We start from the raw sequence: 26553 nt of genomic DNA, 5'->3' as shown, positions 1-26553 counted from the left end.
GATCCCGGTCCAAAACCGGAACCGCCCGGTTTGTTGGATCAGTTCGCCCCGCGACCCTTCGCCAGCGTGATGCGCAAAGCATCCCAGAGCGAGGGCAGAAGCACCAGCGACACCGGCACGGCGGTGATCACGATGAAGCTTTGCAGCTTGCCGACGCCGCCCGACCCGGTATGCATCAGGATAAGCGCCATCGCCCCCATCGCGATGCCCCAGAACAGACGCACCGGCATTGCGGGCTGATCATTATCCGACATCGCCATGGCGATGACATAGGTCATCGAGTCGCCCGTCGTGGCCACGAAAACCGTGGTCAGGATCAGGAAGAGGACCGAGACGATGAAGCCCATCGGCAGTTGCTGCGTGATCGCGAGAAGCGCTGCGGGCAGGTTGAAGCCCTCGAACGCGGTCGCGACCGATCCCGGCTCGGCCAGTTCAAAGGCGATGCCCGACCCGCCGACGATGGTGAACCAGAAGTTGGTGATGATCGGCGCGACGATGGACAGCATGATCACGATGGAGCGGATCGAGCGGCCCCGCGACACGCGCGCGATGAACATCGCCATCAGCGGGCCGTAGCCGAGGAACCAGCCCCAGAAGAAGACCGTCCACCAGCCGAGCCAGCCCGGATCACCGAAGAGCCCCGCTTCGCCCCGGTACATCGCCATCGGGATGAAGTTGGCGATATAGGTGCCCATGCCGCCAAAGAAGTTCTTGAAGATGAAGCCGGTGGGCCCGGCGATCAGCATGAAAGCCAGGAGGACGGCTGCAAGGATCACGTTGAACTTCGACAGAAGCTGGATGCCGCGCGACAGTCCGGTCATCGCCGACACGGTGTAAAGCGCGACAAGACCCAGAACGACCATCGCCTGCGTCGTGAAGGTGTCGGGAATACCGAAGAGGTCACCAAGACCATAGCTGACCTGAAGGCCAAGGAAGCCGATGGGTCCAACCGTGCCAGCGACAACCGCGATGATGCAGGACGCGTCGGCAATCAGCCCGATCGGCCCCTTGATCGCCGCGTCACCGAACACCGGATAAAGCAGCGTGCGCGGCGCGAGCGGCAGGCCCTTTTCATAGTGGTAGTGCATCAGCATGATGGTGGTCAGCGACCCTAGGATCGCCCAGGCGAGAAACCCCCAATGCATGAAGGCCTGCGCCAGCGCCGGCGTCACATCGGCCTCGGTATTGCCCGCGCCGCCGAAGAGCGGAGGGGAATAGAGGAAATGCGCCATCGGCTCACCGGCCGCCCAAAAGACGCCGCCACCCGCCAGAAGCGTACACATGATCATCGCGCCCCATTGGAACACGGTGAATTCGGGCCGGTCGAGCCCGCCCAGCACCGCCTTGCCGCCGGGCAGGACCACCAGAACGAGGCCGATGACGAAGGTCGCCAGAAGCAGGATCTGCCAGTAAAGACCGAAATACTTCGCCGAGAAGGCAAAGCCCGCATCGACGGCAGAGGACAGGCCCTCAAGATCGAGGAATGCCGTCAGACAGAACAGCGCGATGAACCCGGCTGTGATCGCAAACAGTGGCTTATTGACACTCGCAAAGCCGCGCCCGGCTGTTTGCGACGCAGTGATTTCGGTCATTCTCCCCTCCTTGGAATGGCCAAAGTGTCGTGCCGGGACTATTCCGCGGCGCGTTTTCCGGCGTCCCCTGACGCCTGAATCGGTGTGAAATTCTCATCGAAGAAGCGCAGCCAGTTGCCGCCCATCACTTTCGCAGCACCCTCGGCATCGAAGCCCGCAGCGCGCAGGCCCGCCTCCAGATTGCCGAAATCGCGGTTGTCGCCGTAAAACTCCGGCATGTCCGGGAAACCCGGTGCCGCAGCCGAGCCTTCGCCGTAATCGATCTTCTTGGTCCAGCGCCCCGTACGCATCCATTCGACGACGCTGTCGGGGTGGTCCTGACACAGGTCAGTGCCGATGCCGATCCGTTCGGGCCCCATCAGTTCCGCTGCCTGTGCGATCATCTTGCAGAAGCTTTCCAGCGTGCAGTCGCTTCCCCCCAGCAGGTGATGGGGATAGACCGAAAAGCCCAGCATGCCGCCGCTTTCGGCCAGTGCCTTCAGCACCCGGTCCGATTTGTTGCGCTTCGCCGCATGCCAGAAAGACGGGTTGGCATGGGTGATGGCAATCGGCCGGGTGGAATACTCGATAGCCTCAAGGGTCGAGCGTTCGGCCGAATGGCTCATGTCGACCACAAGACCCACGCGGTTCATCTCTTCGACAACCTCGCGGCCCATGCGCGTCAGGCCCATATCCTCGGCCTCGTAACAGCCCGTCGCGAGCAGCGACTGGTTGTTGTAGGTCAGCTGCATGAAGCGCAGTCCGAGCGTGTGCAGGACCTCCACCAGCCCGATATCGTCCTCGATCGGGCTGCAATTCTGCGCCCCGAAGAAGATCGCCGTGCGCCCGGTTTCCTTCGCCCGCCGCACATCATCGCCGGTGCGGCCCTGAAAGATCAGGTCCGGATATTGCTCGAACCAGCGGTTCCAGCGTTCGATGTTCAGGACCGTTTCGCGGAAATTCTCGTGATAGGTGATGGTGACATGCACCGCATCGAGCCCGCCTTCCCGCATCTGCCGGAAGATTTTTTCGGACCAGTTGGCGTATTGCAGGCAATCGATGCGGTAGGTCATTGGCCTTACTCCGGGTTGCCGGCGGCGATATAGGCGGTCTTGACGGTGGTGTAGAACTCGGCCGCATAGGCGCCCTGTTCGCGCGGGCCGTAAGAGCTGTCGCCGCGACCGCCGAAGGGGACGTGATAATCGGTGCCCGCCGTCGGCAGGTTGACCATCACGCAGCCGGTGCGCGCGTTGCGGCGGAAATGAGAGGCGCGGGCGAGGCTTTTGGTGACGATGCCCGAGGTCAGGCCGAAATTGGTGTCGTTCACGACCGAAAGCGCCTCGTCATAGCTGTCGACCTTGATGACGCAGGTGATCGGCGCGAACATCTCCTCGCGGTTGATGCGCATGCCGTTCTTCGTGCCGGTGAAGACGGCGGGCGACATGTAGTAGCCTTCGGTCTTCATCGTCAGCCGCTCACCGCCGCATTCCAGCGTGGCACCTTCCTTCTTGCCAAGGTCGATATAGCCAAGGTTACCGGTCAACTGGCCCTCGCTGACCACCGGACCCATCTGGGTGCCCGCCTCAAGCGCGTGGCCGACCTTGAACGCCTTGGCGGCAGCAACGAGCTTTTCCACGAAGGTATCGTGAATGGCCGAATGCACGACGAGCCGCGACGAGGCCGTGCATTTCTGCCCCGACCCGCCGAATGCACCCCCGGCGGCAAGGCTGACGGCGAGGTCGATATCGGCGTCGTCCATGACGGCCAGCGCGTTCTTCGAGCCCATTTCCATCTGCAACTTCGTGAGGTTGCCGATGGCCGAGGCCGCGATCTGCTTGCCGACAGGCACCGAACCGGTGAACGAAATCGCGTTGATGCCGGTGCTTTCGACCAGCTTCTGGCCGATGGCCCCGCCCGCCCCCATGACGAGGTTGAAAAGCCCCGCCGGAATGTCCTGGCGCGAAATGATCTCGGTCAGGGCCACGGCCGAAGCGGGCGTCAGGTTGGCGGGTTTCCAGATGACGGCATTGCCGAAGGTCAGCGCCGGCGCGATCTTCCAGGTCGCGGTCGCGGTCGGGAAGTTCCAGGGCGAGATGATTGCGACGACGCCGACCGGTTCACGGCGGACATCGACCTCGACACCCGGACGGACGCTGTCGGCATTGTCGCCGATCTGGCGCAGGCATTCGGCGGCGTAATAGGTGAAGAACTGCCCGGCACGGTAGACCTCGCCCTTGCCCTCGACGATAGGCTTGCCCTCTTCGCGCGCCAGAAGCGTGCCCAGCTCCTCGGCCCGCGCCATCAACTCGTTGCCGATGGCGTTCAGGACGTTCTGACGCCGCTCCAGCCCGTAGCCGGCCCAGATCTTTTGCGCTGCGCGCGCCGCATCCAGTGCGCGGTCGAGCTGCGCGGATGAGGCCTGCGCGTATTGCCCGATCACATCGGAAAGGTCCGAAGGGTTGATATTGTCGATCGCGCTGTCACCTGCGACCCATTCCCCGGCGATGTAATTCTTGTTCACGGGCGGCCCTTTCCGGATTGTTCGTCAAAGATCGGGACAGCAAAGCGCCCCAGCGCGACAGTAAGGGCAAGCGATGATTCAACTCAAACCGAAAGCACTGTAATTTTATTCAGGAAATCTGAAATCAGGACGGGCGGCGGTCCAGAATCCCCGGCATTCCGGTATCGCCGAGCGCCGCGAGGAACGCCCGCGCGGCAGGGGCCAGTTTTTGCATCGGCTGAGACACAACATGCACATCGCGTTGTGCCGCGGTTTCCGCGAGCGGTCTGAAGACCAATCCGTCGCGTTCCTCAAGAACGGCGAGGCGCGGAAGTATGGTGATACCCACCCCGGCTCGCACGAAGCCGAGAAGGGAGGCAGTGTTCGGCACAGACAGGCGCGAGGCGGCAAGGATCGGGGCGAAAGCCTCTTCCCGGATCAGATCGCACAGCCCGTTGGCGATCAGGTCATGATCGGCGATATCCGCCCAGTCCACCGAGCCGCGTTCCGCAGCCAGCGGATGGTCAGACCGGCAGACAATTCCGAACCCATCGGAAAAGAGCCGTGTGCGGTCAAAACCCGGCATCGGACCCAGAGTGGCGATACCGATATCGGCGCGTTCGCGTTCCAATTCGTGCTGCACGGCGGAAGAGTTCATGTCGCGCAGATCGACCCGCACTTTCGGATGTTCCGCCATGAAGCGGCGGATTACGGTCGGAAGAACGGCTGTGGCGACCGAGGGCGTGACAGCAAGCCGGATGAATCCCAGTTCCGCCCGCGAATGGCCTTCGATCATCGCGATGGTGCGGGCAAAATGGTCAAGCTCGCGCCGCGCCTCGGCATGGATCATCTGTCCAAGTGGTGTCAAACGTGATTTGCGCGCACCCTCGAACAAAGGTGCAGCGAGGTGTTCCTCAAACTGCTTCAGCATCATCGACACGGCCGAAGGCGTCCGCCCCAAGGCCTCGGCCGCGCCGGCCAGCCCACCGTGATCACACACGGCGACGAAGCAGCGTAACATGTCGATCTTTATGCTCATGACTTCAGCTCATCTGAATTTTCATCCCCCACATAAAGTGGTGCCGAAATTCCTGCCAGTAAAAACCGCGCGACGGGGCCGATGCCTCACCCGCGCCCGCGCCCATTCCGGATGCGCCGGAACGCGCGAATATCTAGCCAGACCACCGCAATCCCGAGCGGGATCATCCAGAACCCGAGCACTGGCAGAAATCCCAGGATACCGCCCACGATCAGTAGCAGGCCGAGCAGCAGACGGAGGCCCGGCGGAACCTTCTGGTTGATCCGGACCAGAACCCTACGGCCACGCTTCCAAAGCGCCCTGATCCTGTCGCGGTCGAATAAAGCCATGTGATGGCGACTCCCGGGCCCCAACGCTTGGGGCGCCAAATTTCAACATTGCCGGCCCTGCCCAATGCCCATTCTCGCGACTTCGCACGCGTGAAGGGGCCGCCGTTCACGTTGGGCAGATATAGGATGCGCTTGCCGCAAGATAAGGGTCTCAGCCGCGTTCCAGCACTTCCACGGATAGGATTGTCGGCAGGTGTCGGGCGATTTCGTCCCATGTATCGCCTTCGTCCAGACTGGCAAAAACCGACCCCGAATTGGTGCCGAAATAGATGCCCGCCGGGTCGTGCATGTCGCCCGCCATGGCTTGCCTGAGGACGGTGAAGTAGCAGCTTTCCTGCGGCAACCCGTTCCGCATCGCCTGCCAGCTATGCCCGCCATCGCGCGACCGCCAGACGGCAGCGGCGGCGCCCGGCGGGAACCGGCCCGCTGAGTCGCCGTTCAGCGGCAGGGTCCAGATCGTGTCCGGGTCGCGCGGATGAACCCGGATGGGGAAACCGAAGGTGGATGGAAGGCCCTCCGTGATATCGTCCCAGCTGCGCCCGCCATCGGAGGACCGCCAGACCCCGTGATGGTTTTGCTGGTAAAGCACATCGCCCCCGCCCGGCGCCCGCATCATGTTGTGAACGCAATGTCCCATTTCGCCATCGCGCGGCGCCGCCGGATGGTCATGATGGCCGCAGTCCTCGGCATTCGACAGCCGGTTGCGCCGGTCCCAGGTCGCGCCGCCATCCTCGGTCGCGAACACACCGGCAGCAGAGATACCGACCCAGAATTTCTTCGGATTGTCAGGGTCCGCCACGATGGTATGCAAAACAAGCCCGGCCGCACCGCCGTTCCAGTCGGGACGCGAGGGATGATCGGTCAGCCCCTCCACCTTCTGCCATGTCATGCCGCCATCATCGCTGGCGATCAGGCTGGCGGGCTTGGTTCCCGCATGAAGGCGGCCATGGGCAAGGCCCAGCGACCAGACCTGTGCGAAATCCGGGCCGAACTGAGGCTCTTCACCGGTCCAGCCGATCATCTCGGCGAAACCGGGATCGTTCGCGGCCCAGTCGTCCATCTGCCCCTTGGTGAGTTTCGCCAGTTTCCAGCTCTGGCCGCCATCGTCCGACCGCCAGACACCCGCGCCATGCCAGTCCCCGCCGCCCCCGGCCCAGATCATGCCGGTTTCCGGATCGCCAACCGCATGGTTTATGGGCCAGCCGCCGCAGTGGGGCCCGGAGACGGACCATCCGCCTTCGCCAACGCCGACCAGAAACAGCCCCTTGGTAGTTCCGACAAGCAGCGTAATGTCCCGCGACATTGGCGTGCCTCTCCTGTTTCGCCATAACAGGCTAACACAGGCCATCCGAGCCGCATAGCGGCCCGAAGTTGGGACTGTCGCTGTGGCCGTTCGCGGGGCCCGATCAACCAAAACCGGTTATATCGTGACCCTACCGCCTCACACCACCCGTTCGACCATCATCTTTTTGATCTCGGCAATCGCCTTGGCCGGGTTCAGTCCCTTGGGGCAGGTCTTGGCGCAGTTCATGATCGTGTGGCAGCGGTAAAGTTTGAACGGATCTTCCAGATCGTCCAGCCGCTCGCCCGTCGCCTCATCCCGGCTGTCGATGATCCAGCGATAGGCGTGCAGAAGTGCTGCCGGGCCAAGATAGCGGTCGCCATTCCACCAATAGCTTGGGCAGGAGGTCGAGCAGGAGGCGCACATCACGCATTCATAGAGACCGTCGAGCTTCTTGCGGTCGTCGATCGACTGCCGCCACTCCTTGGCCGGGCGGTTCGTCTTCGTCTCCAACCACGGCATGATCGAGGCATGCTGGGCGTAGAAATGGGTAAGATCCGGGATCAGGTCCTTCACCACCGGCATATGCGGCAGCGGATAGATCTTCACATCGCCCTTCACCTCATCGAGGCCATAGATGCAGGCGAGCGTATTGATCCCGCCGATATTCATGGCACACGACCCACAAATGCCTTCGCGGCAGGACCGGCGGAAGGTCAGGGTCGGGTCGATCTCATTCTTGATCTTGATCAGCGCGTCGAGGATCATCGGACCGCACTGGTCCATGTCGAGGAAATAGGTGTCGACCCGCGGGTTTTCGCCCGTATCGGGATCCCAGCGATAAATCTGGAATTTGCGGATATTCGTGCCCGACGGTTTCGGCCAGGTCTTGCCGGTGCGGATCTTCGAATTCTTGGGAAGCGTGAACTGGACCATGTCTTATCCCTTCCAACCGGGGCGGTCATAGAGCGGTCGGCGCGGAAGCTGACCGGATTTTCGATAGACGCAGGAATTGTAAAGCTCGGCCGGATCCTTGCCCTGGAGCCATTCGGACGAGATCGTCAGCCGCACCTTGCTGGATGGTCCGCCCGACCCGGTTCCCACCGCGACCATGCCGCGCGGACCGGCGGCAAGACGGGCGCGTTCGTAACAGGCCTCCTCCGCCCGTTCGACCGACATCGGTCCGCAGGCCGCCAGGAGCGCAAGCATTGCAAGCGCACCAAGCAAGCCGATATGGGGCGCAAGCAAGGTCACCCGGCGACCTCCTCCGTCACCGGCAGCGCATCGAGGCAGGCAACCGCCTCAGCCCGGGCCGCATAGGTGCGGATACGTTCACGGTTGGCTGTTGAGACGGATTTGTAGTTGTCGGCGGTGCCAAGCTGCACCGTTTCGACCAGCGTCATCGCCTTCTGCACACATTTGCCGGCCGCCTCGGCGTCGATGCCGGGGCGTTCCTCGGCCATCACTTTGGCGATGGCCGCGCGGGATTCGTTCTTGCTCGCATCGGCAACGATCACACCGGCGCAGCCCGGCAGAGACGTGACGAGAGCGAGGGCCGTCAGCAAGCGTATGGTCATCAGTCGGTCCTCAGTGATGCGCGGATGGTGGAGCCGTCCTTCAGGAACAACAGCGCGCGTTCCTGCTGTTCGCGTGTCAAAGTCGGCCAGAGTTCCTCATCACCCGGCAGCAGCGCATAACCCGCCGGAAGCGGCAGTTTGCCCGGCGCGGCCTTGACCACGGGTTCGGGTTTTTTCTCCGGCGCCGGCTTGTTCGGGGTCTCCTGCAGATAGGCACCGTGATAGCCCGCCCCGCCCGACAGAACCGCCGCACCGGATTTTTTCTTGGTGTAGGACAGCGTCCCGTCGGCGGTCTGAATGTTCGGGCGTTCCTGAACGCAAGCGCCCAGCGCCAGTGTCAGGGCCAGCGGAAGAATGACGATCCGTTTCCTCATCAGTAAACCCTCGCCTTCGGCGCAATCTTTTTCAGGTCGATCCCGCCCTCTTTCTCGGTCGTCAGCGGATCAAGATGGACCGGGCGGTAGTCGAGCTTGACTTTCGCCCCATCGGCCCAGGCCAGCGAATGCTTGCGCCATTCCTTGTCGTCGCGGTTCGGGTAATCCTCATGCGCATGTGCGCCCCGGCTTTCCTTGCGGGCCTCGGCCGCAGTGATCGTCGCCAGCGCGTTGGGCATCAGATTCGCCAGTTCCAGCGTCTCCATCAGATCGCTGTTCCAGATCAGCGAGCGGTCGGTGACCTTCAGGTCGCCCATCTTGGCCGCCACCGCGCCCATCTTCTTCACACCCTCTGCCAGCGTTTTGTCGGTGCGGAAGACGGCCGCATCGGCCTGCATGGTCTTCTGCATCTCAAGGCGCAGATCGGCGGTCGGCACAGCACCGTCGGCGTTCCGCAGGTCATCGAAGCGCGACAGCGCCTTGTCCACTTCGGCGGTATTGACCGGCTGGTTACGGTCCTTCGGGTTCACAACCTCGCCCGCGCGGATCGCGGCGGCGCGACCGAAGACGACAAGGTCGATCAGGCTGTTGGAGCCAAGCCGGTTGGCGCCGTGCACAGAAGCGCAGCCCGCCTCGCCCACCGCCATCAGGCCGGGAACCACGGCGTCGGGGTTCTTCTTCGTCGGGGCCAGCACCTCGCCCCAATAGTTCGTCGGGATGCCACCCATGTTGTAATGCACGGTCGGCAGGACCGGTATCGGTTCCTTGGTCAGATCGACGCCCGCGAAGATGCGCGCGCTTTCCGAGATACCCGGCAGGCGCAGCGCCAGCGTTTCCGGCGGCAGGTGGTTCAGGTGCAGGTGGATATGGTCCTTGTTCGGGCCCACACCCCGCCCTTCCCGGATCTCGATCGTCATGCAGCGGCTGACAACGTCGCGGCTGGCCAGATCCTTGTAGGTCGGCGCATAGCGTTCCATGAACCGCTCGCCTTCGGAGTTGGTCAGATAGCCACCCTCGCCGCGCGCGCCTTCGGTGATCAGGCAGCCCGAGCCATAGATGCCGGTCGGGTGGAACTGCACGAATTCCATGTCCTGCAGGGGCAGCCCGGCGCGCGCCACCATGCCGCCGCCATCGCCGGTGCAGGTATGGGCCGAGGTCGCACTGAAATAGGCGCGGCCATATCCGCCTGTCGCCAGCACCACCATCTTGGCGTTGAAGACATGGATCGTGCCGTCATCGAGCTTCCAGCAGACAACGCCGGTGCAGACGCCATCGGTCATGATCAGATCAAGCGCGAAATACTCGATATAGAACTCGGCATTGTGCTTCAGCGACTGGCCGTAAAGCGTGTGCAGGATCGCGTGACCGGTGCGGTCGGCGGCAGCGCAGGTGCGCTGCACCGGGGGGCCTTCGCCGAACTCGGTCGTATGGCCGCCGAACGGGCGCTGATAGATCTTGCCCTCTTCGGTGCGGCTGAACGGCACGCCGTAATGTTCCAGCTCATAGACCGCCTTCGGCGCTTCCCGCGCGAGGTATTCCATCGCGTCGGTATCGCCGAGCCAGTCCGAGCCCTTTACCGTGTCGTACATGTGCCACTGCCAGTGGTCCGGGCCCATGTTCGACAAGGACGCCGCGATGCCGCCCTGGGCAGCGACGGTATGGGAGCGGGTCGGAAAGACCTTCGTCACGCAGGCCGTGCGCAGCCCCTGTTCGGCCATGCCAAGCGTCGCGCGCAGACCAGCGCCGCCGGCACCAACAACGACCACGTCATATTCATGGGTTTCGTAAGTATATGCGGTCATGTTCAGTCCCTCAGAGCGCGAGCTTGATCAGCGCGTAAAGCCCGGTGGCCATCAGGCCGTAGGAAAAGCATACGGTGGCGATGATCGCGGCCTTGCGGGCAAAGCCATGGACATAGTCCTCAATCATCATCTGCGCGCCGTTCTTGAAATGATAAAGGCCAACGAGCAGCGTCAGCCCCGCCACGATGGCCGGGAAGGGCCGCGCGTAATAGGCGACGACATCTTCATAAGGCGCGCCAAGAATGCCGCCGAAGGTGAAGAGGAAAAGCGGGATCAGGATTGCAAGGCCAACGGCCGAAACCTGCATATGCCAGTGATGCTCCGTCCCGGTTTTGGCGGAACCGAGGCCTGCGGCGCGCTTGCGGTCGGTGAGGTAACGCATGGTCCTGCCCCCTCAGAGAATGATGATGGTGAGAAGGGTCAGCACGACCGATCCGATGATGCAGGCCCAGCCGAGTTTCTCGGCCGTCGGGATGTCGAGCCCCCGCCCACTGTCATAATAAAGATGCCTGAGACCGGTCAGCAGATGATACCAGACCGCCCAGATCGAGCCGAGGAACACCAGCTTGCCGAACCAGCTTGTCAGCACCGCATCGGCGGTCGCAAAATAGGCCTCGCTCGTCGCCGCCGCCAGAAGCCACCAGACGATCAGGAAGGCAGCGACGATCAGCGCATTGCCGGTGATCCGGGTGAGGATCGAGGTGATCGCCGTCAGCGGCATGCGGTAGATCTGCAGATGCGGCGACAGCGGACGGTTGCCCCGGTTGACATCGGCCATGGTCAGTCCCTCTTTTGCCTTTGCACACGGGCGTGCGGGAACGCCAGCGGGCAGTCCCGTACTTCATAACGTAAAAGCCGCCCATGTCACGCCGCGATTGGCTCAAAACCGACGATTTCCCGCGCGTTAGCGATAAAGAGCAGCTTTGTGATCACGTCGAATTTTCTTGTGATCACAAATATCGAAGCCTTACGGCTAATTGCGATCACTTCTGCCAACGCACCGGAATCGGGGCCGGTGACTCGCCCATCGAAATCTGCCGCTCGGTTTCACGCCTCAGCTTCCTTTGCATTCGTTCGGGATATTCGTCGTAATTCTCCGCCGTCACCACAAAGGCATTGCCGCCGGTCATCACATTCTCGGCGAAATAGTCCGGCAGCCCGTCATCGTCCCCCCGGATCACCAGCGCGTTCACGGTGATCGCCAGCGCCTCCATCTCGGGCTTGATCACGAACGGCTCCGTCCCCTCGTTCGACCGCCCATCGCCCGAAATATCCATCACACGGCGCTTGCAGGCGGGGGCGTCGTCAAAGACCCGGGCGCCGAAGGTCATCGCCTCCCCAATCGCGGTCGAAAACTCGGTCCAGACCCGGGGCGCGGTTTCGATCTGTCGAGCTAAAGCCTCCAGATCGCTTTCGCTCATGACCCGCGTCCAGCCGACCGTTAGCTCCTGCCGCGACGACCCGGTCCATTGCATCAGCGCCACCGTCGCCTGCCCCCGCACCAGAGCCTCACGCACCACCGAATCGCGCAGGCCCTCTGCCAGCCCCTCCATCTGCACCCGGTATTCGCGGGCATCGACGGAGCCCGAGACATCGACGGCCAGAAGAAGCGCCAGATCGCAGGCCGCGCCGGGCAAGGGTGCGAGCAGGGCTAGGCCGGTCAAGGCGGGGCGAAACCATGTCATGGACGCAGACTAGCAGCGGCCCTGCCCTCCGGTCCATCACCCTGTAGCGTTTCGGGAAACGCCTAACGATCACATTGGCATCAGCGCCCAGTAGTCGAGGTCCAAGAGCACCTCGGGCAGGTATTTCCCGTCCTCGCCCTTCAGCGCGAAACCGGGGGCACCGTGCTTCACCGCGACCAGCCGCAGCCGGATCGCGCCGACGCCGGGGGCGGCGGTTTCGGCCTTGTCGAGCACCTCGGACCACGCCCGCACCGTATCGCCCGAGAAACAGGGATTGGCATGTGCGCCCGCATTCAGCGCGACGATTACCTGCGCGTTCGCCAGCCCGTTGAACGACAAGGCCCGCGCGAGCGAGATCACATGCCCGCCATAGATCAGCCGCTTGCCGTCCTCGCGGTTCGTCGCGTCGAAATGAACCTTGGCGGTGTTCTGCCAGAGGCGGGTGGCCAGCATATGCTCGGCCTCCTCGACCGTCACGCCATCCACATGGTCGATCTTCTCGCCAACCGCGTAGTCGCCCCAGCGATGCGGCTCGCCTGCCAGCGTGAAGTCATAGCGGGTGAAATCGAGACCCTCGGGCACGACAAGATCGGCAGCAGGCACGGTCGCCTTCAGATCAGGCACCACGGTTTCCGGCGCGGGCGCCCCCGCATCGCGTTTCCGCACCATCACCCAGCGGACATAGTCCATCACCGCCTCGCCCTGCTGGTTGAGGCCCCGCGTGCGCACCCAGACCACACCGGACTTGCCGTTCGAGTTCTGCTTCAGACCGATCACCTCGGATTCTGAACGCAACGTATCCCCCGGCCAGACTGGCTTCAGCCAGCGCCCTTCGGCATAGCCAAGATTGGCAATGGCGTTGAGCGAGATGTCGGGCACCGTCTTGCCAAAGACCGTATGGAAGGCGATCAGGTCATCCATCGGCGCGGCTTGCAAACCACAGGCACGGGCGAACTCATCCGAGGAATAGAGCGCATGGCGCGCCGGATAGAGCGCGTGATACATCGCCCGCTCCCCGCCGGAAACGGTGCGCGGCACGGCATGGGCGATCACCTGCCCGAGGGAATAATCTTCGAAGAAACGGCCGGGATTGGTCTTCATTGGTCACTCAGTTCCGTTTTTAATGATCAGGTTCCTTAGCGGTCCTTGATCGCTGCCTGAACACAGCGCGTCATCCATAGGTCCCCAGGAACGGGTTACGGCCGAGCCAGATATGGATACCCGCGATCACCGCATAGACGACCAGCGCAATGGCCAGCCCGATCACATCGCTTTTCAGACGGCCCCGCGCCGGTGGCGTCCAGCTTTCCTGGGCATTGATCAGGACCATCGAAAGCACAGCCCAGACGCCAATTCCTCCGAAAAGCACCAGCGACGCAACATCGCCATTCACGAGGAGATGGCCGACCGACCAGACGGCGACGCCTGTCAGCATCGGATGGCGCAGCTTCGATTTCACGATCCCCTTTGAATGCGGCACGCCCATGAGGAACACCGCGATCAGCATCAAAAGATTGTTGAGATGGCCCATCCCCGCCATCGGCGTATAGACCGGCTCAACCCCCGCACGGCGATAACCGACTACCATCAGCCCGATCGCGGCGAGCGACAGCACCGTCACCAGCATCTTTCCCGGCATCACGCCCAATCGCGCCCGGGCGCCGGGTGCGATCCGCTTGAAAAGATGGGAAGCCCACCAGAGCGCGAGGCCAAGGATCAGGATTTGCATTGTCTTTCTCCGGCTGCCGTCATTGCGGCGGCAGTTTCACCTAAATCGCGCGGTCCGCAATAGCCTCGGCGCGGGCAAGGGTCTGGCGTGCCGTGGCGGCATGCAGGTTCTCAACGATCCTGCCGTCGACGACGGCCACACCCTGCCCCTCGCGGCGGGCTGCATCGAAGGCCTCGATCTGACGGCGGGCGAGGTCCACTTCGGCGTCGGATGGGGCGAACTCCTCGTTGGCGATGGCAAGTTGCGCGGGATGAATCAGCGTCTTGCCATCAAAGCCCATATCGCGGCCCTGCCGACATTCGGCGCGCAGGCCTTCATCATCCTTGAAGGCGTTGTAGACACCGTCGATGGCGATGCGGCGATGGGCACGCGCCGCCATCAGACAAAGCTGAAGGCCGGTCAGCATCGGCAGCCGGTCGGGCCGGAACCGCGCGCCGATCTCCTTGGCCAGATCGTTCGTGCCCATGACCATGCCCCGAAGCCGTTTATGCGCGGCTATTTCGGCGGCATTCAGCATGCCTGCCGGCGTCTCCATCATCGCCCAGAGGGGGACATCGGGAATAAGCCGCGCCACGGCCTCCACATCCGCCGCCGACCCGACCTTGGGGATCAGAAGCGCGTCAATCTTCGCCCCCCGGAAGGCGGCCACATCCTCGGCGCCCCAGGGCGTATCGAGCCCGTTGATCCGCACGATCCGCGCGCGACCGCCATAATCCGCCTCACCGAGCACCCGGGCAAGCAGCACGCGGGCGTTTTCCTTCTCATCCGCAGCAACCGCATCCTCAAGATCGAAGATGATCGCATCCGCAGGCAGGGTCTGTGCCTTTTCCAGCGCTCGTTCGCGCGCAGCGGGGATATAGAGCACCGATCGGTAGGGGCGCATCCGGTCGCTTTCGGCAGACATCAACCTCTCCTTGTAATATTATTGCGCAAATGAACACAGGTTTGTTGCATTCGGCAAGACCGAAAATGCCGCAGCGCAGAAAAAATGGTGCTGACGTGACGTTCGGCTGATCCGGACCACATGAATCGGGGCGATCCCTGCCTTAACCATATCTTCCGTTTCCGGGCGCAGCATTTCCCGATCACGGCCCTATCGCACTCACGGTGCGCTCACCCCGAAGAGATCGAGACCCCGGGCCGCCTTCGCAGCAGGATGGACAGCGCCATGAAACAGCAACTCTTCGCCCTTTCGCTTGGCTTCGGCGGGCTGATCCTCGCCACGCACCACGCCTTTGCGGATGCCCGGCCAAACTGCGCCGAGCGCGAGACGGTCGTCGCCGAACTCGCCAGCCGCTACGGTGAAACGCGCCACGGCATCGGCCTTGCCGCCAACAACGCGGTGATGGAGGTCTTTGCCTCGGCAGAGACGGGCACCTGGACGATCACGGTGACGCTTGCCAACGGTATGACCTGCCTTGTCGCCTCGGGCCAGAACTATGAAACGCTGGCCGAGCAGCCGCCCGGCCCGGGCAAGGGCGCCTGAGCCGGTTTTTGAACAGGAAGGTCTGTTGAAACCCGGCCTCATCCGGCGACAGCGGACAAGAGGTGTTTCAGTGAAACCGCCAGCAGCGCCCATGTGACCAGCCGAAAGAACAGCACCTCGGGCAACACCTTCACCAGCCACACCCCGGCCAGAACCGCGAGGATCGCGGTCGGCGCCAGCACGGCCGCGATCTTCAGATTGCTGGGGGAAAACTGGCCCAGCGCCCAGTAGGGGACCAGTTTGACCGCATTCATGAAGGCGAAGAACACTGTTGTGGTCCCGGCAAAGGTGGTCTTGTCCAACTTTAGCGGCAGCACATAGACCTGATAAGGCGGCGCCCCGGCATGGCTGACGAAACTCGTATAGCCGGTCAAAGCCCCCCAGAAGAGCCCCGGCCCTACCCTTGCATGCCGCACCTGCCCTTCGGGCCTTAGCCGCAGCAGCAACGACACCGCGAAAGCCACCCCGATCGCCCCGACAATCCCGGTGACCAGCCGTTCCGGCACCATCGCCGCCGTCAGCCAGCCCAACCCGATGCCCAGAACAGCCGCAGGCGCGAGGATCGCCAGAACCCGCCGGTCGAAGGCCCGCCGATAGGCAATAAGCCCGATCATGTCCGAGGCGACATAGACCGGCAGCAACAGCCCCGCCGCCGTCACTGGCGAGATCGCAAGGGCCAGCACTGGTACGCCCAGCATACCGACGACAGGCAGCCCCCCTTTCGACAGCCCGACCAAGGAAGCGGCGATCACCGCCAACGTCCAGAACAGCCCGCCTTCCATGCCTATACCCCCGCCCCGAGTGTCGCCTGCAATAGACGAAGGGTCGCCCTTTGCAAAGCAACGCACGATGCCGCAGCGCAGCGGGCTTGCGCGAAAGGCTCTGAACGATTACCCAATGCCGCGACATTCACCTCGTACCCGGAGACATCTCATGGCCAGACCCAAGATTGCCCTCATCGGCGCAGGTCAGATCGGCGGCACGCTCGCCCATCTCGCCGCGATCAAGGAACTCGGCGACGTCGTTCTCTTCGACATCGCGGAAGGCACGCCGCAGGGCAAGGCGCTCGACATCGCACAGTCGGGCCCGGTCGAAGGCTTCGACGCCAACCTCAAAGGCGCCAATGATTACAGTGACATCGCGGGCGCCGATGTCTGCATCGTGACCGCCGGTGTGCCGCGCAAGCCGGGCATGAGCCGCGACGATCTTCTGGGCATCAACCTCAAGGTCATGAAGTCGGTTGGCGAGGGCATCAAGGCGAATGCGCCCGACGCTTTCGTCATCTGCATCACCAACCCTCTGGACGCCATGGTCTGGGCGCTCCAGCAGTTTTCGGGACTGCCCTCGAACAAGGTCGTCGGCATGGCGGGTGTGCTTGATTCGGCCCGTTTCCGGCATTTCCTCTCGCTCGAGTTCAATGTCTCGATGCGCGATGTGACCGCCTTCGTGCTTGGCGGACACGGCGACACGATGGTCCCTCTGACCCGCTATTCCACCGTCGCTGGCATCCCCCTCCCCGATCTCGTCGACATGGGCTGGACAACGCAGGACAAGCTTGACGCCATCGTTCAGCGCACCCGCGACGGCGGCGCCGAGATCGTTGGCCTCCTGAAGACCGGTTCGGCCTTCTACGCGCCCGCCGCATCCGCAATCGAGATGGCCGAGGCCTATCTGAAGGACCAGAAGCGCCTTCTGCCTTGCGCGGCCTATGTCGACGGCCCGTTCGGACTCAATGGCATGTATGTCGGCGTACCGACGATCATTGGCGCGGGCGGGATCGAGCGCATCGTCGATATCAAGCTCAATGCGGACGAGCAGGTGATGTTCGACAAGTCGGTGGATGCGGTGAAGGGCCTCGTGGCCGCCTGCAAGGGGATCGACCCGTCGCTGGCCTGATGGCCGCATTGCGTCAGATCAAGACCTGAAACGGCAGGATGCGTCACCCTTGGTGGCGCATTTTGTCTGTTTTAGGGGGGAAAGATGCGGTTCCTGTTCTCAATTCTTCTGTCGATTCTGCCCTGCATGGCATCGGCGGACGCCTCGCCGCTTATCGGTGAAAGTGGCCTCGCCGGCGCAGCTGCGGATCTGGACGCCATCGCCGATCCAAGCGCCGACGACCGGATGGCCCTTGGTGGCATCCTGTTCCTGCGCGCGGTCGAGCGTGCGTACCAGATCCGCTGGCGCTACGGCCTCACGGAGAACCTCGACCTGCCCCTTCTGGCCGGAGAACTGGCGCCGAATCCGACGCCGGAACCGATCTCGCCGACCATGATCGCGGACCTGTTCGGCGCGGTAATCGACGACATGGCCGCCGCCGAAGACGTGTTGGCAACGATACCGCCCGATGCGGATCCTTCCTTCGAACTCGCCCTGCCCGACCTTTGGTTCGACGTGAACATGAACGGCACCCGAGACGCGGACGAATCCTTCGTCGATACCGCCCTGCCTGCGCTCATCGGACGATGGCGCCTGCAGGTCCTTGAGACGCGGGCGCAGCAGAACCCGGACGCACCGAGCCCGCTTCGCGCGACGGTGCGCTTCGACCGGGCCGACGTCTACTGGCTGCGGGCCTACGTTCAGGCCGTCTCGGGCATCTCGGAGACCATCCTGGCCTTCGACCCGACGGACGAGCTTGCACGGGTCATCGCACTGCGCCAGTCTATTGCCGAGCAGGTTCAGCGAAGCGGAGAGAAGCGTGGACACGGCCTTGTGTTCGGCGGCGCGGAGGATGCGTTCTACATCGACGCCATCGCGGTCCTGACCGAAACCATGCGCCATCGACCTGACGCCTCGCGCCTCGGCCGTGCGCGGGATCACTTCCTGGCAATGATCACACATAACCGGATCTTTTGGCGGGAACTCGCGAAAGAAACCGACAATGATCGGGAATGGATCCCCCGGCCGACACAGACCTCCGCGCTTGGGATCGTTGTGCCAGAGAATGTCGACATTGCGTGGCTGGCCGTTCTTTCGGACGGCGAAAAGCTCCTCAAGGGTGAGCTTCTGATCCCGCATTGGCGCTTCGCGAAGGGGCACGGCATCAATCTCGCCGATTTTCTCGATGACCCCGGACCCTTGCCGCTCGTTCAGGCCATTCAGGGCGAGGCTTTCAATTCCTATGCTGCGCAAGGTGAGTTGATCAGCAGCGCCAACTGGCGCAGCTTCGCACGGCTGGTCCAGGGACAGGCAGGACTTTACGCGTTGATGCTGAACTGATCCCCGCTGCGTCTCACCCGACGGGGCCATCCGGGGACGGGCAGAACCCACGACGATTCCACACGGCCCAACGCGGATCGGCATGTGGAAATATCAAATGTGATCACACTTTTTCCGGCTGTGATCACAAAATACCGAATTTCCCCATCGCAAGCGGTTTTTCCGCATTTATCATTTCGTCACGGCCCCTTCCTATGCCATGACGGGTGAAACCGAACGGAACGGGGACCAGCGATGAACATCCATGAATACCAGGCCAAGGCTTTGTTGCGCAGCTATGGCGCGCCGGTGTCGGACGGGCGCGCCGTGCTCCGCGCCGAAGAGGCCAAAACCGCCGCGGGCGAACTTGACGGCCCCCTCTGGGTCGTGAAGGCGCAGATCCATGCGGGTGGCCGCGGCAAGGGCAAGTTCAAGGAGGCCGAGGCCGGCGAAAAGGGCGGCGTCCGCATCGCCAAGTCGGTCGAGGAAGCCGCGACCGAGGCGCGCAAGATGCTTGGCCGCACGCTGGTGACCCACCAGACCGGCGCGCCGGGCAAGCAGGTCAACCGCATCTATATCGAAGATGGCAGCGACATCGCGCGCGAACTTTACCTCGCGCTTCTGGTGGACCGCCAGACCAGCCGCATCGCCTTCGTCTGCTCGACCGAGGGCGGCATGGACATCGAAGAGGTCGCGGCCAAGACGCCCGAGAAGATCCTCTCCTTCAGCGTCGACCCGGCCTCGGGCCTCAGCGACTTCCACGGCCGCCGCGTCGCCTTCGCCCTCGGGCTGGAAGGCAGTCAGGTCAAGCAATGCGTGGCGCTGATCAAAACGCTCTACAAGATCTTCGTGGAAAAAGACATTGAGATGCTGGAGATCAACCCCCTGATCGTCACGCCCGATGGCAACCTCAAATGCCTCGACGCCAAGATGGGCTTCGACGGCAACGCGATCTACCGCCACCCCGATATCGCCGCCCTGCGCGACGAGACCGAGGAGGACCCGAAGGAACTCGCGGCCTCCAAGTTCGACCTCAACTACATCGCGCTCGACGGCGAGATCGGCTGCATGGTGAACGGCGCGGGCCTTGCCATGGCGACGATGGACATCATCAAGCTCTACGGCGCCGAGCCTGCGAACTTCCTCGATGTTGGCGGCGGTGCCACGAAGGAAAAGGTCACCGAGGCCTTCAAGATCATCACCTCGGACCCCAACGTGAAGGGCATCCTCGTCAACATCTTCGGCGGCATCATGCGCTGCGACATCATCGCCGAAGGCGTGATCGCGGCGGTGAAGGAAGTGGGCCTCAAGGTGCCGCTCGTGGTCCGGCTGGAGGGCACCAATGTCGAGAAGGGCAAGGAGATCATCAACACCTCCGGCCTCGACGTCATCGCGGCGGACAACCTGTCCGACGCAGCACAGAAGATCGTCAAGGCGGTGAAGGGGTAAGAGCATGTCCGTACTCGTCGACAAGAACACCAAAGTCATCTGCCAGGGCCTCACGGGCTCGCAGGGCACCTTCCACACCGAACAGGCGCAGGCTTACGGCACCCGCATGGTCGGTGGCGTCACCCCCGGCAAGGGCGGGCAGACCCATATCGGCCTGCCGGTCTTCAACTCGGTCCATGAGGCCAAGCGCGCGACCGAGGCCAATGCCAGCGTCATCTACGTGCCGCCCCCCTTTGCCGCCGACTCGATCCTTGAGGCCATCGACGCCGAGATGCCGCTCATCGTCTGCATCACCGAAGGCATCCCCGTCCTTGACATGATGAAGGTCAAGCGCGCGCTGCAAGGGTCGAAATCGACCCTCATCGGCCCGAACTGCCCGGGCGTGATCACCCCCGGCGAATGCAAGATCGGCATCATGCCCGGCCATATCCACAAGCGGGGCAGCGTCGGTGTCGTCAGCCGCTCCGGCACGCTGACCTATGAGGCGGTGAAGCAGACCACCGATGTCGGCCTCGGGCAAAGCACCTGCGTCGGCATCGGCGGCGACCCGATCAAGGGGACGGAACATATCGACGTCCTCGAATGGTTCCTCGCCGATGATGAGACCGAAAGCATCATCATGATCGGCGAGATCGGCGGGTCGGCCGAAGAGGAAGCCGCGCAGTTCCTGAAGGACGAGGCGAAGCGCGGCCGCAAGAAACCCGTCGCGGGCTTCATCGCCGGCCGCACCGCGCCTCCGGGCCGCCGCATGGGCCATGCCGGCGCCATCGTCGCCGGCGGCAAGGGCGGCGCCGAGGAGAAGATCGAGGCGATGAAATCGGCCGGTATCGTCGTGGCCGACAGCCCGGCGACACTCGGCGAAGCCGTCCTCAAGGCCATCGGTTGAGTTTCGTGCCGCCCCGGTCCACGCTGGGGCGGCGCAATCAGGGGTAAACGGATATGCCGATCTTCCGAATTGGCGACACGCTCCACTACTACGCCCATGTCCCGAAATGCGGCGGGTCCTCGGTCGAGGCGTATCTGAAGACCCGCTTCGGCCCCCTCGCCTTTCTCAACACCCGGTACCTCGACCTGCCGGACCATGCGCGCTGGACCCGGTCCTCGCCGCAGCACGCGGCCTTTGACGACCTCACCCGCCTGATCCCTGCGGACTGGATCGCCTCGTCCTTCGCGGTCGTGCGCCATCCGGTCAAGCGACTGATCAGCGCCTTCCAGTTCCAGGTGGAGGTGGAAGGGACCGTCGCAGCACTCTGGTCCATCGACGAGTTCTTCGACGACTGGCTGAACCGCGCCGGGCAAGAGCCCTTCCACTACGACAATCACCTGCGCCCGCAATCCGACATCGTGCCCGAACGGGCGGCGATCTTCCGGCTGGAGGACGGCATGGCGCCCCTTGTCGCCCATCTCGACAGCCTCGCGGGCAATACCGACGGCCCGCGCGCGATCCCGAAGGAAAACGTGCGTAAGAAGGGCATGGCCCCGGACGCCGAACGCCTGAACCCCTCGCCCGAAACGCTCGCCCGGATCGCCAGCTACTATGCCGCAGATTTCCGGCGGTTCGGCTATTCGCCCGACGACACGACCCAGCCCGCAGTACAGCCCGCAGCGCCCAAGGGCCTGATGGGCCGCCTCGCCGGCGCACTTTCCGGAGGGCGCACATGACACACTCTCTGACTCCTAATCAATACGGTCCCAACCCAATCGAGGTGACCCCATGACCGACCAAAGCCCCAACGACCAGTTCCACGCCTCCTCCTTCCTGCAAGGGGCGAATGCCGAATATGTTGAACAGCTCTATGCCCGTTTCGCCAGCGACCCCGGCGCGGTCGATGCGACCTGGGCCGCGTTCTTCCGGTCGCTCGGCGACGCCGAAAACGATGTGCGGCGCGAGGCGAAGGGGGCAACATGGGACCGGCCTGACTGGCCGCCGATGCCCGCCGATGAACTGACCTCGGCATTGACCGGCGAATGGCCGATTGCCGCGCAGGAGATGAAAGGCGCGGGCGACAAGATCAGGGCCAAGGCCGCCGATATGGGCGTCGTCGTCAGCGACGATCAGGTGAAGCAGGCGGTGCTCGACTCCATCCGCGCCCTGATGATCATCCGCGCCTACCGGATCCGGGGACACCTCGTCGCCGATCTCGATCCGCTTGGCATGCGCGCAGAAGCCCCGCATCCGGAGCTCGATCCCCGCTCCTACGGCTTCTCCGATGCCGACATGGACCGGCCGATCTTCATCGACAAGGTCCTCGGCCTCGAACACGCCTCGATGCGCGAGATCATTGCCATCGTGAAGCGCACCTATTGCGGCACCTTCGCGCTCCAGTACATGCATATCTCGAACCCGGAAGAAGCGGGCTGGCTCAAGGAACGGATCGAGGGTTTCGGCAAGGAAATCCAGTTCACCCGCGAGGGCCGCAAGGCGATCCTGAACAAGCTGGTGGAGGCCGAGGGCTTCGAAAAATTCCTCCATGTCAAATACATGGGCACCAAACGCTTCGGCCTTGACGGTGGCGAAGCGCTGATCCCGGCGATGGAACAGATCGTCAAGCGCGGCGGAAATCTCGGCGTGCGCGACATCATCATCGGCATGCCGCATCGCGGGCGTCTTTCGGTCCTGGCCAATGTGATGGGCAAGCCCTACCGGGCGATTTTCAACGAGTTTCAGGGCGGCAGTTACAAACCCGAGGATGTCGACGGCTCGGGCGACGTGAAATACCACCTCGGCGCCTCGTCGGATCGGGAGTTCGACGGCAATTCGGTGCACCTCTCGCTGACCGCCAACCCCTCGCATCTTGAGGCGGTGAACCCGGTGGTGCTGGGCAAGGCGCGGGCCAAGCAGGCGCAGCTCAACGACCGCGACCGGACGCAGGTCCTGCCGATCCTCCTGCATGGCGACGCGGCCTTTGCAGGGCAAGGCGTCGTGGCCGAATGTTTCGGCCTCTCGGGCCTTGCCGGGCACCGCACCGGCGGCACCATGCATATCGTGGTGAACAACCAGATCGGCTTTACCACCGCGCCGCATTTCTCGCGGTCCAGCCCCTATCCGACCGACATCGCCCTGATGGTCGAGGCGCCGATCTTCCACGTGAACGGCGACGACCCCGAGGCTGTCGTCCACGCCGCCAAGGTCGCGACCGAGTTCCGCCAGAAGTTCCACAAGGACGTCGTCATCGACATGTTCTGCTATCGCCGCTTCGGTCACAACGAAGGCGATGAGCCGATGTTCACCAACCCGGCGATGTACAAGCGGATCAAGACCCACAAGACCACGCTCCAGCTTTACACCGAACGCCTCGTGCGCGATGGGCTGATCCCGGAAGGCGAGATCGAGGATATGAAGGCCGCCTTCCAGGCGCATCTCAACGAAGAGTTCGAAACGGGCAAGAACTTCAAGCCGAACAAGGCCGACTGGTTGGATGGCCGCTGGTCTCATCTTGACCGCGAGGGCGAGGAATATACCCCCGGCAAGACCGCGATCACCAAGAAGCTGCTGGCTGAGATCGGCACCGCGCTGACCCGCGTGCCGGACGGTTTCGACATCCACAAGACCGTCGCGCGCCAGCTCGACAACAAGGCCGAGATGTTCAAATCGGGCACCGGTTTCGACTGGGCCACGGGCGAGGCGCTGGCCTTCGGCTCGCTTCTGACCGAGGGCTATCCGGTGCGGCTGGCGGGGCAGGACTGCACCCGCGGCACGTTCAGCCAGCGCCACTCCGCCTTCATCGACCAGACGACCGAGGAACGGCACTATCCGCTCAATCACATCAAACCGGGCCAGTCGCGTTACGAGGTCATCGACTCGATGCTTTCCGAATACGCGGTGCTCGGGTTCGAATACGGCTATTCGCTCGCCGAACCCAATGCGCTGGTGATGTGGGAGGCGCAGTTCGGCGATTTCGCCAACGGCGCCCAGATCATGTTCGACCAGTTCATCTCCTCGGGCGAATCGAAATGGCTGCGCATGTCGGGCCTCGTCTGCCTCCTGCCGCATGGCTTCGAAGGGCAAGGCCCGGAACACTCGTCGGCCCGGCTCGAACGCTTCCTGCAGCAATGCGCACAGGACAACTGGATCGTCGCCAACTGCTCGACGCCTGCGAATTACTTCCACATTCTGCGCCGTCAGCTGCACCGGACCTTCCGCAAGCCGCTGATTCTGGTGACGCCGAAATCGCTCCTCCGCCATCCGATGTGCATCTCGGATGCCGATGATTTCACCACCGGCTCCACCTTCCACCGCGTTCTCTGGGACGACGCGCAGAAGGGGCATTCGGAGATGAAGCTGAAGGCCGACGACAAGATCAAGCGCGTCGTCATGTGCTCGGGCAAGGTCTATTACGACCTGCTGGCCGAACGCGACGCACGCGGGCTCGACGACGTCTACCTCCTGCGGCTCGAACAGTTCTACCCGTTCCCGGCGCAGTCGGTGGTAAAGGAACTTGGCCGCTTCAAGAATGCCGATGTCGTCTGGTGCCAGGAAGAACCCAAAAACCAGGGGGCCTGGACCTTCGTCGAACCCAATATCGAATGGGTCCTGACCCGGATCGGCGCCAAGGTATCGCGCCCGCGCTATGCCGGCCGCGCAGCAACCGCCTCGCCCGCAACCGGCCTCGCAAGCCGCCACAAGATCGAACAGGAGGCGCTCGTGAACGACGCCCTGACCGTAGGAGACGCTGGCTGATGAGTATCGAAGTAAGGGTCCCGACGCTGGGCGAAAGCGTCTCGGAGGCGACCGTGGCCACCTGGTTCAAGAAACCGGGCGATGCCGTGAAGGCCGATGAGATGCTGTGCGAGCTGGAGACCGACAAGGTCACCGTCGAGGTGCCCGCACCCGCGACGGGCACCTTGGCCGAGATCGTTGCCGCCGAAGGCACGACCGTCGGCGTGAATGCGCTGCTTGCACAGATCTCCGAATCCGGCGCCGCCCCGGCGCCCGCGAAACCCCAAAAAGGCGCCGAAGCGCCGCAAGCCGAAGAGGGCAAGATGGCTGGGAAAAATGTTGATGTGATGGTGCCGACCCTCGGCGAAAGCGTGACCGAGGCGACTGTCTCCACCTGGTTCAAGAAGGTCGGCGACACGGTCGCCGTCGATGAGATGCTGTGCGAGCTTGAGACCGACAAGGTCTCGGTCGAGGTGCCCTCGCCCGTCGCCGGACGTCTGGCCGAGATCGTCGCTGCCGAAGGCGCGACCGTGGACGCCAAGGCCCGGCTGGCGGTGATCGCCGAAGGCGCGGCCGGTGCCGCCCCGGCACCCACCGCCGAACCCGCCGCTGCGGCCCCTGCCCCGGCGACCAAGGGCAAGGATGTCGAAGACGCGCCCTCGGCGAAAAAGGCGATGGCCGAGGCCGGGCTTTCCGCCGATCAGGTCACCGGTTCGGGCAAGGACGGCCGCATCATGAAAGACGACGTCGCCAAGGCGGCCGCCGGGGCAGCCCAAGCCGCCCCCGCCGTCGCCTCCGCCACCCCTGCCCCGGCGGCCGCCCCCCGCGCGCCCGTCCCGGCCGAGGATGCGGCGCGCGAGGAACGGGTGAAGATGACGCGCCTGCGCGCCACCATCGCCCGCCGCCTCAAGGACGCCCAGAACACCGCCGCCATGCTCACGACCTATAATGAGGTCGACATGTCCGCGGTCATGGACATCCGCAACACCTACAAGGGCGATTTCGAGAAGAAGCACGGCGTCAAGATGGGCTTCATGGCCTTCTTCGTGAAAGCCTGCTGCCACGCGCTAAAAGAAGTGCCCGAGGTCAATGCCGAAATCGACGGCGGCGATGTGGTCTACAAGAACTTCGTCCACATGGGCGTGGCCGTCGGCACGCCCACCGGCCTCGTCGTCCCCGTGGTCCGCGACGCCGATCAGATGAGCTTTGCCGCGATCGAGAAGAAGATCGGCGAACTCGGCCTGCGCGCCCGCGACGGGAAACTGTCGATGGCCGAGATGCAGGGCGGCAGCTTCACCATCTCCAACGGCGGCGTCTATGGCTCCTTGATGTCCTCGCCCATCCTCAACCCGCCGCAATCGGGCATCCTCGGCATGCACAAGATCCAGGACCGCCCGGTCGTCGTCGCGGGCCAGATCGTTATCCGCCCGATGATGTATCTCGCCCTCAGCTACGACCACCGCATCGTCGACGGCAAGGGCGCGGTCACCTTCCTCGTTAGGGTGAAGGAGGCACTGGAGGACCCGCGTCGGCTGCTGATGGATTTGTGATGGGAAAAGGTGCGGGCGGAGCTCGCAATGATCAATAACGGGAGGTTGTGGTGACTGCGAACGAACTCGGGCGCATCCTTCGCGAGGATTATATTAAAGCGGAGCCACGGCAAAAGGCTGTCGCGGTCGTGTGTTTTGGCATCAAGTATGTCAACGAACTAAAAACACAATCCGTTGCTGCCGTGTGTGCCTCCGCCGACATCGGCAAATGGGCTCCTCAGATAAGTCTTGGAGTTAACCTCGCCGAGCGAGTGGAAATGAAGCAGTAATAGGGTGGGTGGTTCCGGGCACCGGCCCAAGTTCACCCAACACAGCTGAAAGGACC

General features: G+C 63.4%; 27 protein-coding genes. 9 read left to right on the top strand and 18 right to left on the bottom strand.

What is annotated here, in order from left to right:
• Window positions 1-38 precede the first annotated feature (38 nt).
• The 17 genes from QKW60_RS09755 to QKW60_RS09675 form a co-directional block, all read right to left on the bottom strand.
• On the bottom strand, window positions 39-1592 hold the full coding sequence (locus QKW60_RS09755; protein ID WP_282368376.1) for a BCCT family transporter: 1554 nt from the start codon (window positions 1590-1592) through the stop codon (window positions 39-41).
• A 38-nt stretch (window positions 1593-1630) separates the two neighbouring features.
• Complete coding sequence (locus tag QKW60_RS09750) at window positions 1631-2644, bottom strand: membrane dipeptidase (RefSeq protein WP_282368374.1); 1014 nt, start codon at window positions 2642-2644, stop codon at window positions 1631-1633.
• A gap of 5 nt (window positions 2645-2649) precedes the next feature.
• Complete coding sequence (locus QKW60_RS09745) at window positions 2650-4092, bottom strand: aldehyde dehydrogenase family protein (RefSeq protein WP_282368372.1); 1443 nt, start codon at window positions 4090-4092, stop codon at window positions 2650-2652.
• A 124-nt stretch (window positions 4093-4216) separates the two neighbouring features.
• The gene (locus QKW60_RS09740) at window positions 4217-5110 is read right to left on the bottom strand and encodes a LysR family transcriptional regulator (protein ID WP_282368371.1); all 894 of its coding nucleotides are present in this window, start codon (window positions 5108-5110) and stop codon (window positions 4217-4219) included.
• A gap of 86 nt (window positions 5111-5196) precedes the next feature.
• Entirely contained in the window at window positions 5197-5439 is a 243-nt protein-coding gene (locus tag QKW60_RS09735; protein ID WP_282368370.1) for a hypothetical protein, read from the bottom strand.
• A 151-nt stretch (window positions 5440-5590) separates the two neighbouring features.
• A complete protein-coding gene (locus QKW60_RS09730) occupies window positions 5591-6742 on the bottom strand; it encodes a WD40/YVTN/BNR-like repeat-containing protein (RefSeq protein ID WP_282368369.1) in 1152 nt (383 codons plus the stop codon).
• A gap of 138 nt (window positions 6743-6880) precedes the next feature.
• Window positions 6881-7657, bottom strand: a complete 777-nt coding sequence (locus tag QKW60_RS09725) for a succinate dehydrogenase iron-sulfur subunit (RefSeq protein WP_282368368.1) — start codon at window positions 7655-7657, stop codon at window positions 6881-6883.
• 3 nt (window positions 7658-7660) lie between these two features.
• Complete coding sequence (locus QKW60_RS09720; RefSeq protein ID WP_282368367.1) at window positions 7661-7975, bottom strand: hypothetical protein; 315 nt, start codon at window positions 7973-7975, stop codon at window positions 7661-7663.
• The gene (locus QKW60_RS09715; RefSeq protein ID WP_282368366.1) at window positions 7972-8298 is read right to left on the bottom strand and encodes a hypothetical protein; all 327 of its coding nucleotides are present in this window, start codon (window positions 8296-8298) and stop codon (window positions 7972-7974) included. The genes QKW60_RS09720 and QKW60_RS09715 overlap by 4 nt, the downstream gene beginning before the upstream one ends.
• Window positions 8298-8672 (bottom strand): hypothetical protein, encoded by a 375-nt coding sequence (locus QKW60_RS09710; protein WP_282368364.1) that lies wholly within the window; start codon window positions 8670-8672, stop codon window positions 8298-8300. The genes QKW60_RS09715 and QKW60_RS09710 overlap by 1 nt, the downstream gene beginning before the upstream one ends.
• Window positions 8672-10474: a succinate dehydrogenase flavoprotein subunit gene (gene sdhA, locus QKW60_RS09705; RefSeq protein ID WP_282368362.1), complete on the bottom strand. Its 1803-nt coding sequence runs from the start codon at window positions 10472-10474 to the stop codon at window positions 8672-8674. Before sdhA ends, QKW60_RS09710 begins: the two co-directional genes overlap by 1 nt.
• A gap of 10 nt (window positions 10475-10484) precedes the next feature.
• Complete coding sequence (gene sdhD / locus QKW60_RS09700; RefSeq protein WP_282368360.1) at window positions 10485-10856, bottom strand: succinate dehydrogenase, hydrophobic membrane anchor protein; 372 nt, start codon at window positions 10854-10856, stop codon at window positions 10485-10487.
• A 12-nt stretch (window positions 10857-10868) separates the two neighbouring features.
• Complete coding sequence (gene sdhC / locus QKW60_RS09695) at window positions 10869-11252, bottom strand: succinate dehydrogenase, cytochrome b556 subunit (RefSeq protein ID WP_263738730.1); 384 nt, start codon at window positions 11250-11252, stop codon at window positions 10869-10871.
• A gap of 205 nt (window positions 11253-11457) precedes the next feature.
• Window positions 11458-12159 (bottom strand): DUF1194 domain-containing protein, encoded by a 702-nt coding sequence (locus QKW60_RS09690; protein ID WP_282368356.1) that lies wholly within the window; start codon window positions 12157-12159, stop codon window positions 11458-11460.
• Between the two features lie 69 nt (window positions 12160-12228).
• Window positions 12229-13260, bottom strand: a complete 1032-nt coding sequence (locus QKW60_RS09685) for a MaoC family dehydratase (protein ID WP_282368354.1) — start codon at window positions 13258-13260, stop codon at window positions 12229-12231.
• Window positions 13261-13330: 70 nt separating this feature from the next.
• On the bottom strand, window positions 13331-13888 hold the full coding sequence (locus QKW60_RS09680; protein WP_282368352.1) for an NnrU family protein: 558 nt from the start codon (window positions 13886-13888) through the stop codon (window positions 13331-13333).
• A gap of 40 nt (window positions 13889-13928) precedes the next feature.
• On the bottom strand, window positions 13929-14771 hold the full coding sequence (locus QKW60_RS09675; protein WP_282368674.1) for an HpcH/HpaI aldolase/citrate lyase family protein: 843 nt from the start codon (window positions 14769-14771) through the stop codon (window positions 13929-13931).
• A 285-nt stretch (window positions 14772-15056) separates the two neighbouring features.
• Between QKW60_RS09675 and QKW60_RS09670 the strand changes: the two genes are divergently transcribed.
• Window positions 15057-15374 carry a hypothetical protein gene (locus QKW60_RS09670; protein WP_282368350.1) on the top strand — a complete coding sequence of 106 codons (318 nt, stop codon included), beginning with the start codon at window positions 15057-15059 and terminating at the stop codon, window positions 15372-15374.
• Between the two features lie 38 nt (window positions 15375-15412).
• On the opposite strand, the gene QKW60_RS09665 is transcribed toward QKW60_RS09670, so the two are convergent.
• The gene (locus tag QKW60_RS09665) at window positions 15413-16156 is read right to left on the bottom strand and encodes a sulfite exporter TauE/SafE family protein (RefSeq protein WP_282368349.1); all 744 of its coding nucleotides are present in this window, start codon (window positions 16154-16156) and stop codon (window positions 15413-15415) included.
• A gap of 151 nt (window positions 16157-16307) precedes the next feature.
• On the opposite strand from QKW60_RS09665, the gene mdh reads away from it, so the two are divergent.
• The 8 genes from mdh (at window position 16308) to QKW60_RS09625 (ending at window position 26497) form a co-directional block, all read left to right on the top strand.
• Window positions 16308-17270, top strand: a complete 963-nt coding sequence (gene mdh, locus QKW60_RS09660) for a malate dehydrogenase (protein ID WP_282368348.1) — start codon at window positions 16308-16310, stop codon at window positions 17268-17270.
• Between the two features lie 84 nt (window positions 17271-17354).
• A complete protein-coding gene (locus tag QKW60_RS09655) occupies window positions 17355-18590 on the top strand; it encodes a hypothetical protein (RefSeq protein ID WP_282368346.1) in 1236 nt (411 codons plus the stop codon).
• Between the two features lie 234 nt (window positions 18591-18824).
• Entirely contained in the window at window positions 18825-20018 is a 1194-nt protein-coding gene (gene sucC / locus QKW60_RS09650) for an ADP-forming succinate--CoA ligase subunit beta (protein ID WP_282368344.1), read from the top strand.
• Between the two features lie 4 nt (window positions 20019-20022).
• Entirely contained in the window at window positions 20023-20904 is an 882-nt protein-coding gene (gene sucD / locus QKW60_RS09645; protein ID WP_282368342.1) for a succinate--CoA ligase subunit alpha, read from the top strand.
• A gap of 53 nt (window positions 20905-20957) precedes the next feature.
• Window positions 20958-21680, top strand: a complete 723-nt coding sequence (locus QKW60_RS09640) for a sulfotransferase family 2 domain-containing protein (RefSeq protein ID WP_282368341.1) — start codon at window positions 20958-20960, stop codon at window positions 21678-21680.
• A gap of 52 nt (window positions 21681-21732) precedes the next feature.
• On the top strand, window positions 21733-24699 hold the full coding sequence (locus QKW60_RS09635) for a 2-oxoglutarate dehydrogenase E1 component (RefSeq protein WP_282368340.1): 2967 nt from the start codon (window positions 21733-21735) through the stop codon (window positions 24697-24699).
• Entirely contained in the window at window positions 24699-26228 is a 1530-nt protein-coding gene (gene odhB / locus QKW60_RS09630; protein ID WP_282368338.1) for a 2-oxoglutarate dehydrogenase complex dihydrolipoyllysine-residue succinyltransferase, read from the top strand. The genes QKW60_RS09635 and odhB overlap by 1 nt, the downstream gene beginning before the upstream one ends.
• Before the next feature lie 50 nt (window positions 26229-26278).
• Window positions 26279-26497 carry an HTH-like domain-containing protein gene (locus QKW60_RS09625; protein WP_282368336.1) on the top strand — a complete coding sequence of 73 codons (219 nt, stop codon included), beginning with the start codon at window positions 26279-26281 and terminating at the stop codon, window positions 26495-26497.
• Window positions 26498-26553: the final 56 nt, after the last annotated feature.

The organism is Albidovulum aestuarii, from assembly GCF_029961185.1.
Lineage (GTDB): Bacteria > Pseudomonadota > Alphaproteobacteria > Rhodobacterales > Rhodobacteraceae > Albidovulum > Albidovulum aestuarii.
This window is presented reverse-complemented; position numbering and strand designations above follow the sequence as displayed.

Bases quoted from the DNA above. Each gene is read 5' to 3' on its own strand.
- QKW60_RS09755 (WP_282368376.1), bottom strand. From the start codon at position 1,592: ATGACCGAAATCACTGCGTCGCAAACAGCCGGGCGCGGCTTTGCGAGT.
- QKW60_RS09750 (WP_282368374.1), bottom strand. From the start codon at position 2,644: ATGACCTACCGCATCGATTGCCTGCAATACGCCAACTGGTCCGAAAAA.
- QKW60_RS09740 (WP_282368371.1), bottom strand. From the start codon at position 5,110: ATGAGCATAAAGATCGACATGTTACGCTGCTTCGTCGCCGTGTGTGAT.
- QKW60_RS09735 (WP_282368370.1), bottom strand. From the start codon at position 5,439: ATGGCTTTATTCGACCGCGACAGGATCAGGGCGCTTTGGAAGCGTGGC.
- QKW60_RS09730 (WP_282368369.1), bottom strand. From the start codon at position 6,742: ATGTCGCGGGACATTACGCTGCTTGTCGGAACTACCAAGGGGCTGTTT.
- QKW60_RS09725 (WP_282368368.1), bottom strand. From the start codon at position 7,657: ATGGTCCAGTTCACGCTTCCCAAGAATTCGAAGATCCGCACCGGCAAG.
- QKW60_RS09715 (WP_282368366.1), bottom strand. From the start codon at position 8,298: ATGACCATACGCTTGCTGACGGCCCTCGCTCTCGTCACGTCTCTGCCG.
- QKW60_RS09710 (WP_282368364.1), bottom strand. From the start codon at position 8,672: ATGAGGAAACGGATCGTCATTCTTCCGCTGGCCCTGACACTGGCGCTG.
- sdhA (WP_282368362.1), bottom strand. From the start codon at position 10,474: ATGACCGCATATACTTACGAAACCCATGAATATGACGTGGTCGTTGTT.
- sdhD (WP_282368360.1), bottom strand. From the start codon at position 10,856: ATGCGTTACCTCACCGACCGCAAGCGCGCCGCAGGCCTCGGTTCCGCC.
- sdhC (WP_263738730.1), bottom strand. From the start codon at position 11,252: ATGGCCGATGTCAACCGGGGCAACCGTCCGCTGTCGCCGCATCTGCAG.
- QKW60_RS09690 (WP_282368356.1), bottom strand. From the start codon at position 12,159: ATGACATGGTTTCGCCCCGCCTTGACCGGCCTAGCCCTGCTCGCACCC.
- QKW60_RS09685 (WP_282368354.1), bottom strand. From the start codon at position 13,260: ATGAAGACCAATCCCGGCCGTTTCTTCGAAGATTATTCCCTCGGGCAG.
- QKW60_RS09680 (WP_282368352.1), bottom strand. From the start codon at position 13,888: ATGCAAATCCTGATCCTTGGCCTCGCGCTCTGGTGGGCTTCCCATCTT.
- QKW60_RS09675 (WP_282368674.1), bottom strand. From the start codon at position 14,771: ATGCGCCCCTACCGATCGGTGCTCTATATCCCCGCTGCGCGCGAACGA.
- QKW60_RS09670 (WP_282368350.1), top strand. From the start codon at position 15,057: ATGAAACAGCAACTCTTCGCCCTTTCGCTTGGCTTCGGCGGGCTGATC.
- QKW60_RS09665 (WP_282368349.1), bottom strand. From the start codon at position 16,156: ATGGAAGGCGGGCTGTTCTGGACGTTGGCGGTGATCGCCGCTTCCTTG.
- mdh (WP_282368348.1), top strand. From the start codon at position 16,308: ATGGCCAGACCCAAGATTGCCCTCATCGGCGCAGGTCAGATCGGCGGC.
- QKW60_RS09655 (WP_282368346.1), top strand. From the start codon at position 17,355: ATGCGGTTCCTGTTCTCAATTCTTCTGTCGATTCTGCCCTGCATGGCA.
- sucC (WP_282368344.1), top strand. From the start codon at position 18,825: ATGAACATCCATGAATACCAGGCCAAGGCTTTGTTGCGCAGCTATGGC.
- sucD (WP_282368342.1), top strand. From the start codon at position 20,023: ATGTCCGTACTCGTCGACAAGAACACCAAAGTCATCTGCCAGGGCCTC.
- QKW60_RS09640 (WP_282368341.1), top strand. From the start codon at position 20,958: ATGCCGATCTTCCGAATTGGCGACACGCTCCACTACTACGCCCATGTC.
- QKW60_RS09635 (WP_282368340.1), top strand. From the start codon at position 21,733: ATGACCGACCAAAGCCCCAACGACCAGTTCCACGCCTCCTCCTTCCTG.
- odhB (WP_282368338.1), top strand. From the start codon at position 24,699: ATGAGTATCGAAGTAAGGGTCCCGACGCTGGGCGAAAGCGTCTCGGAG.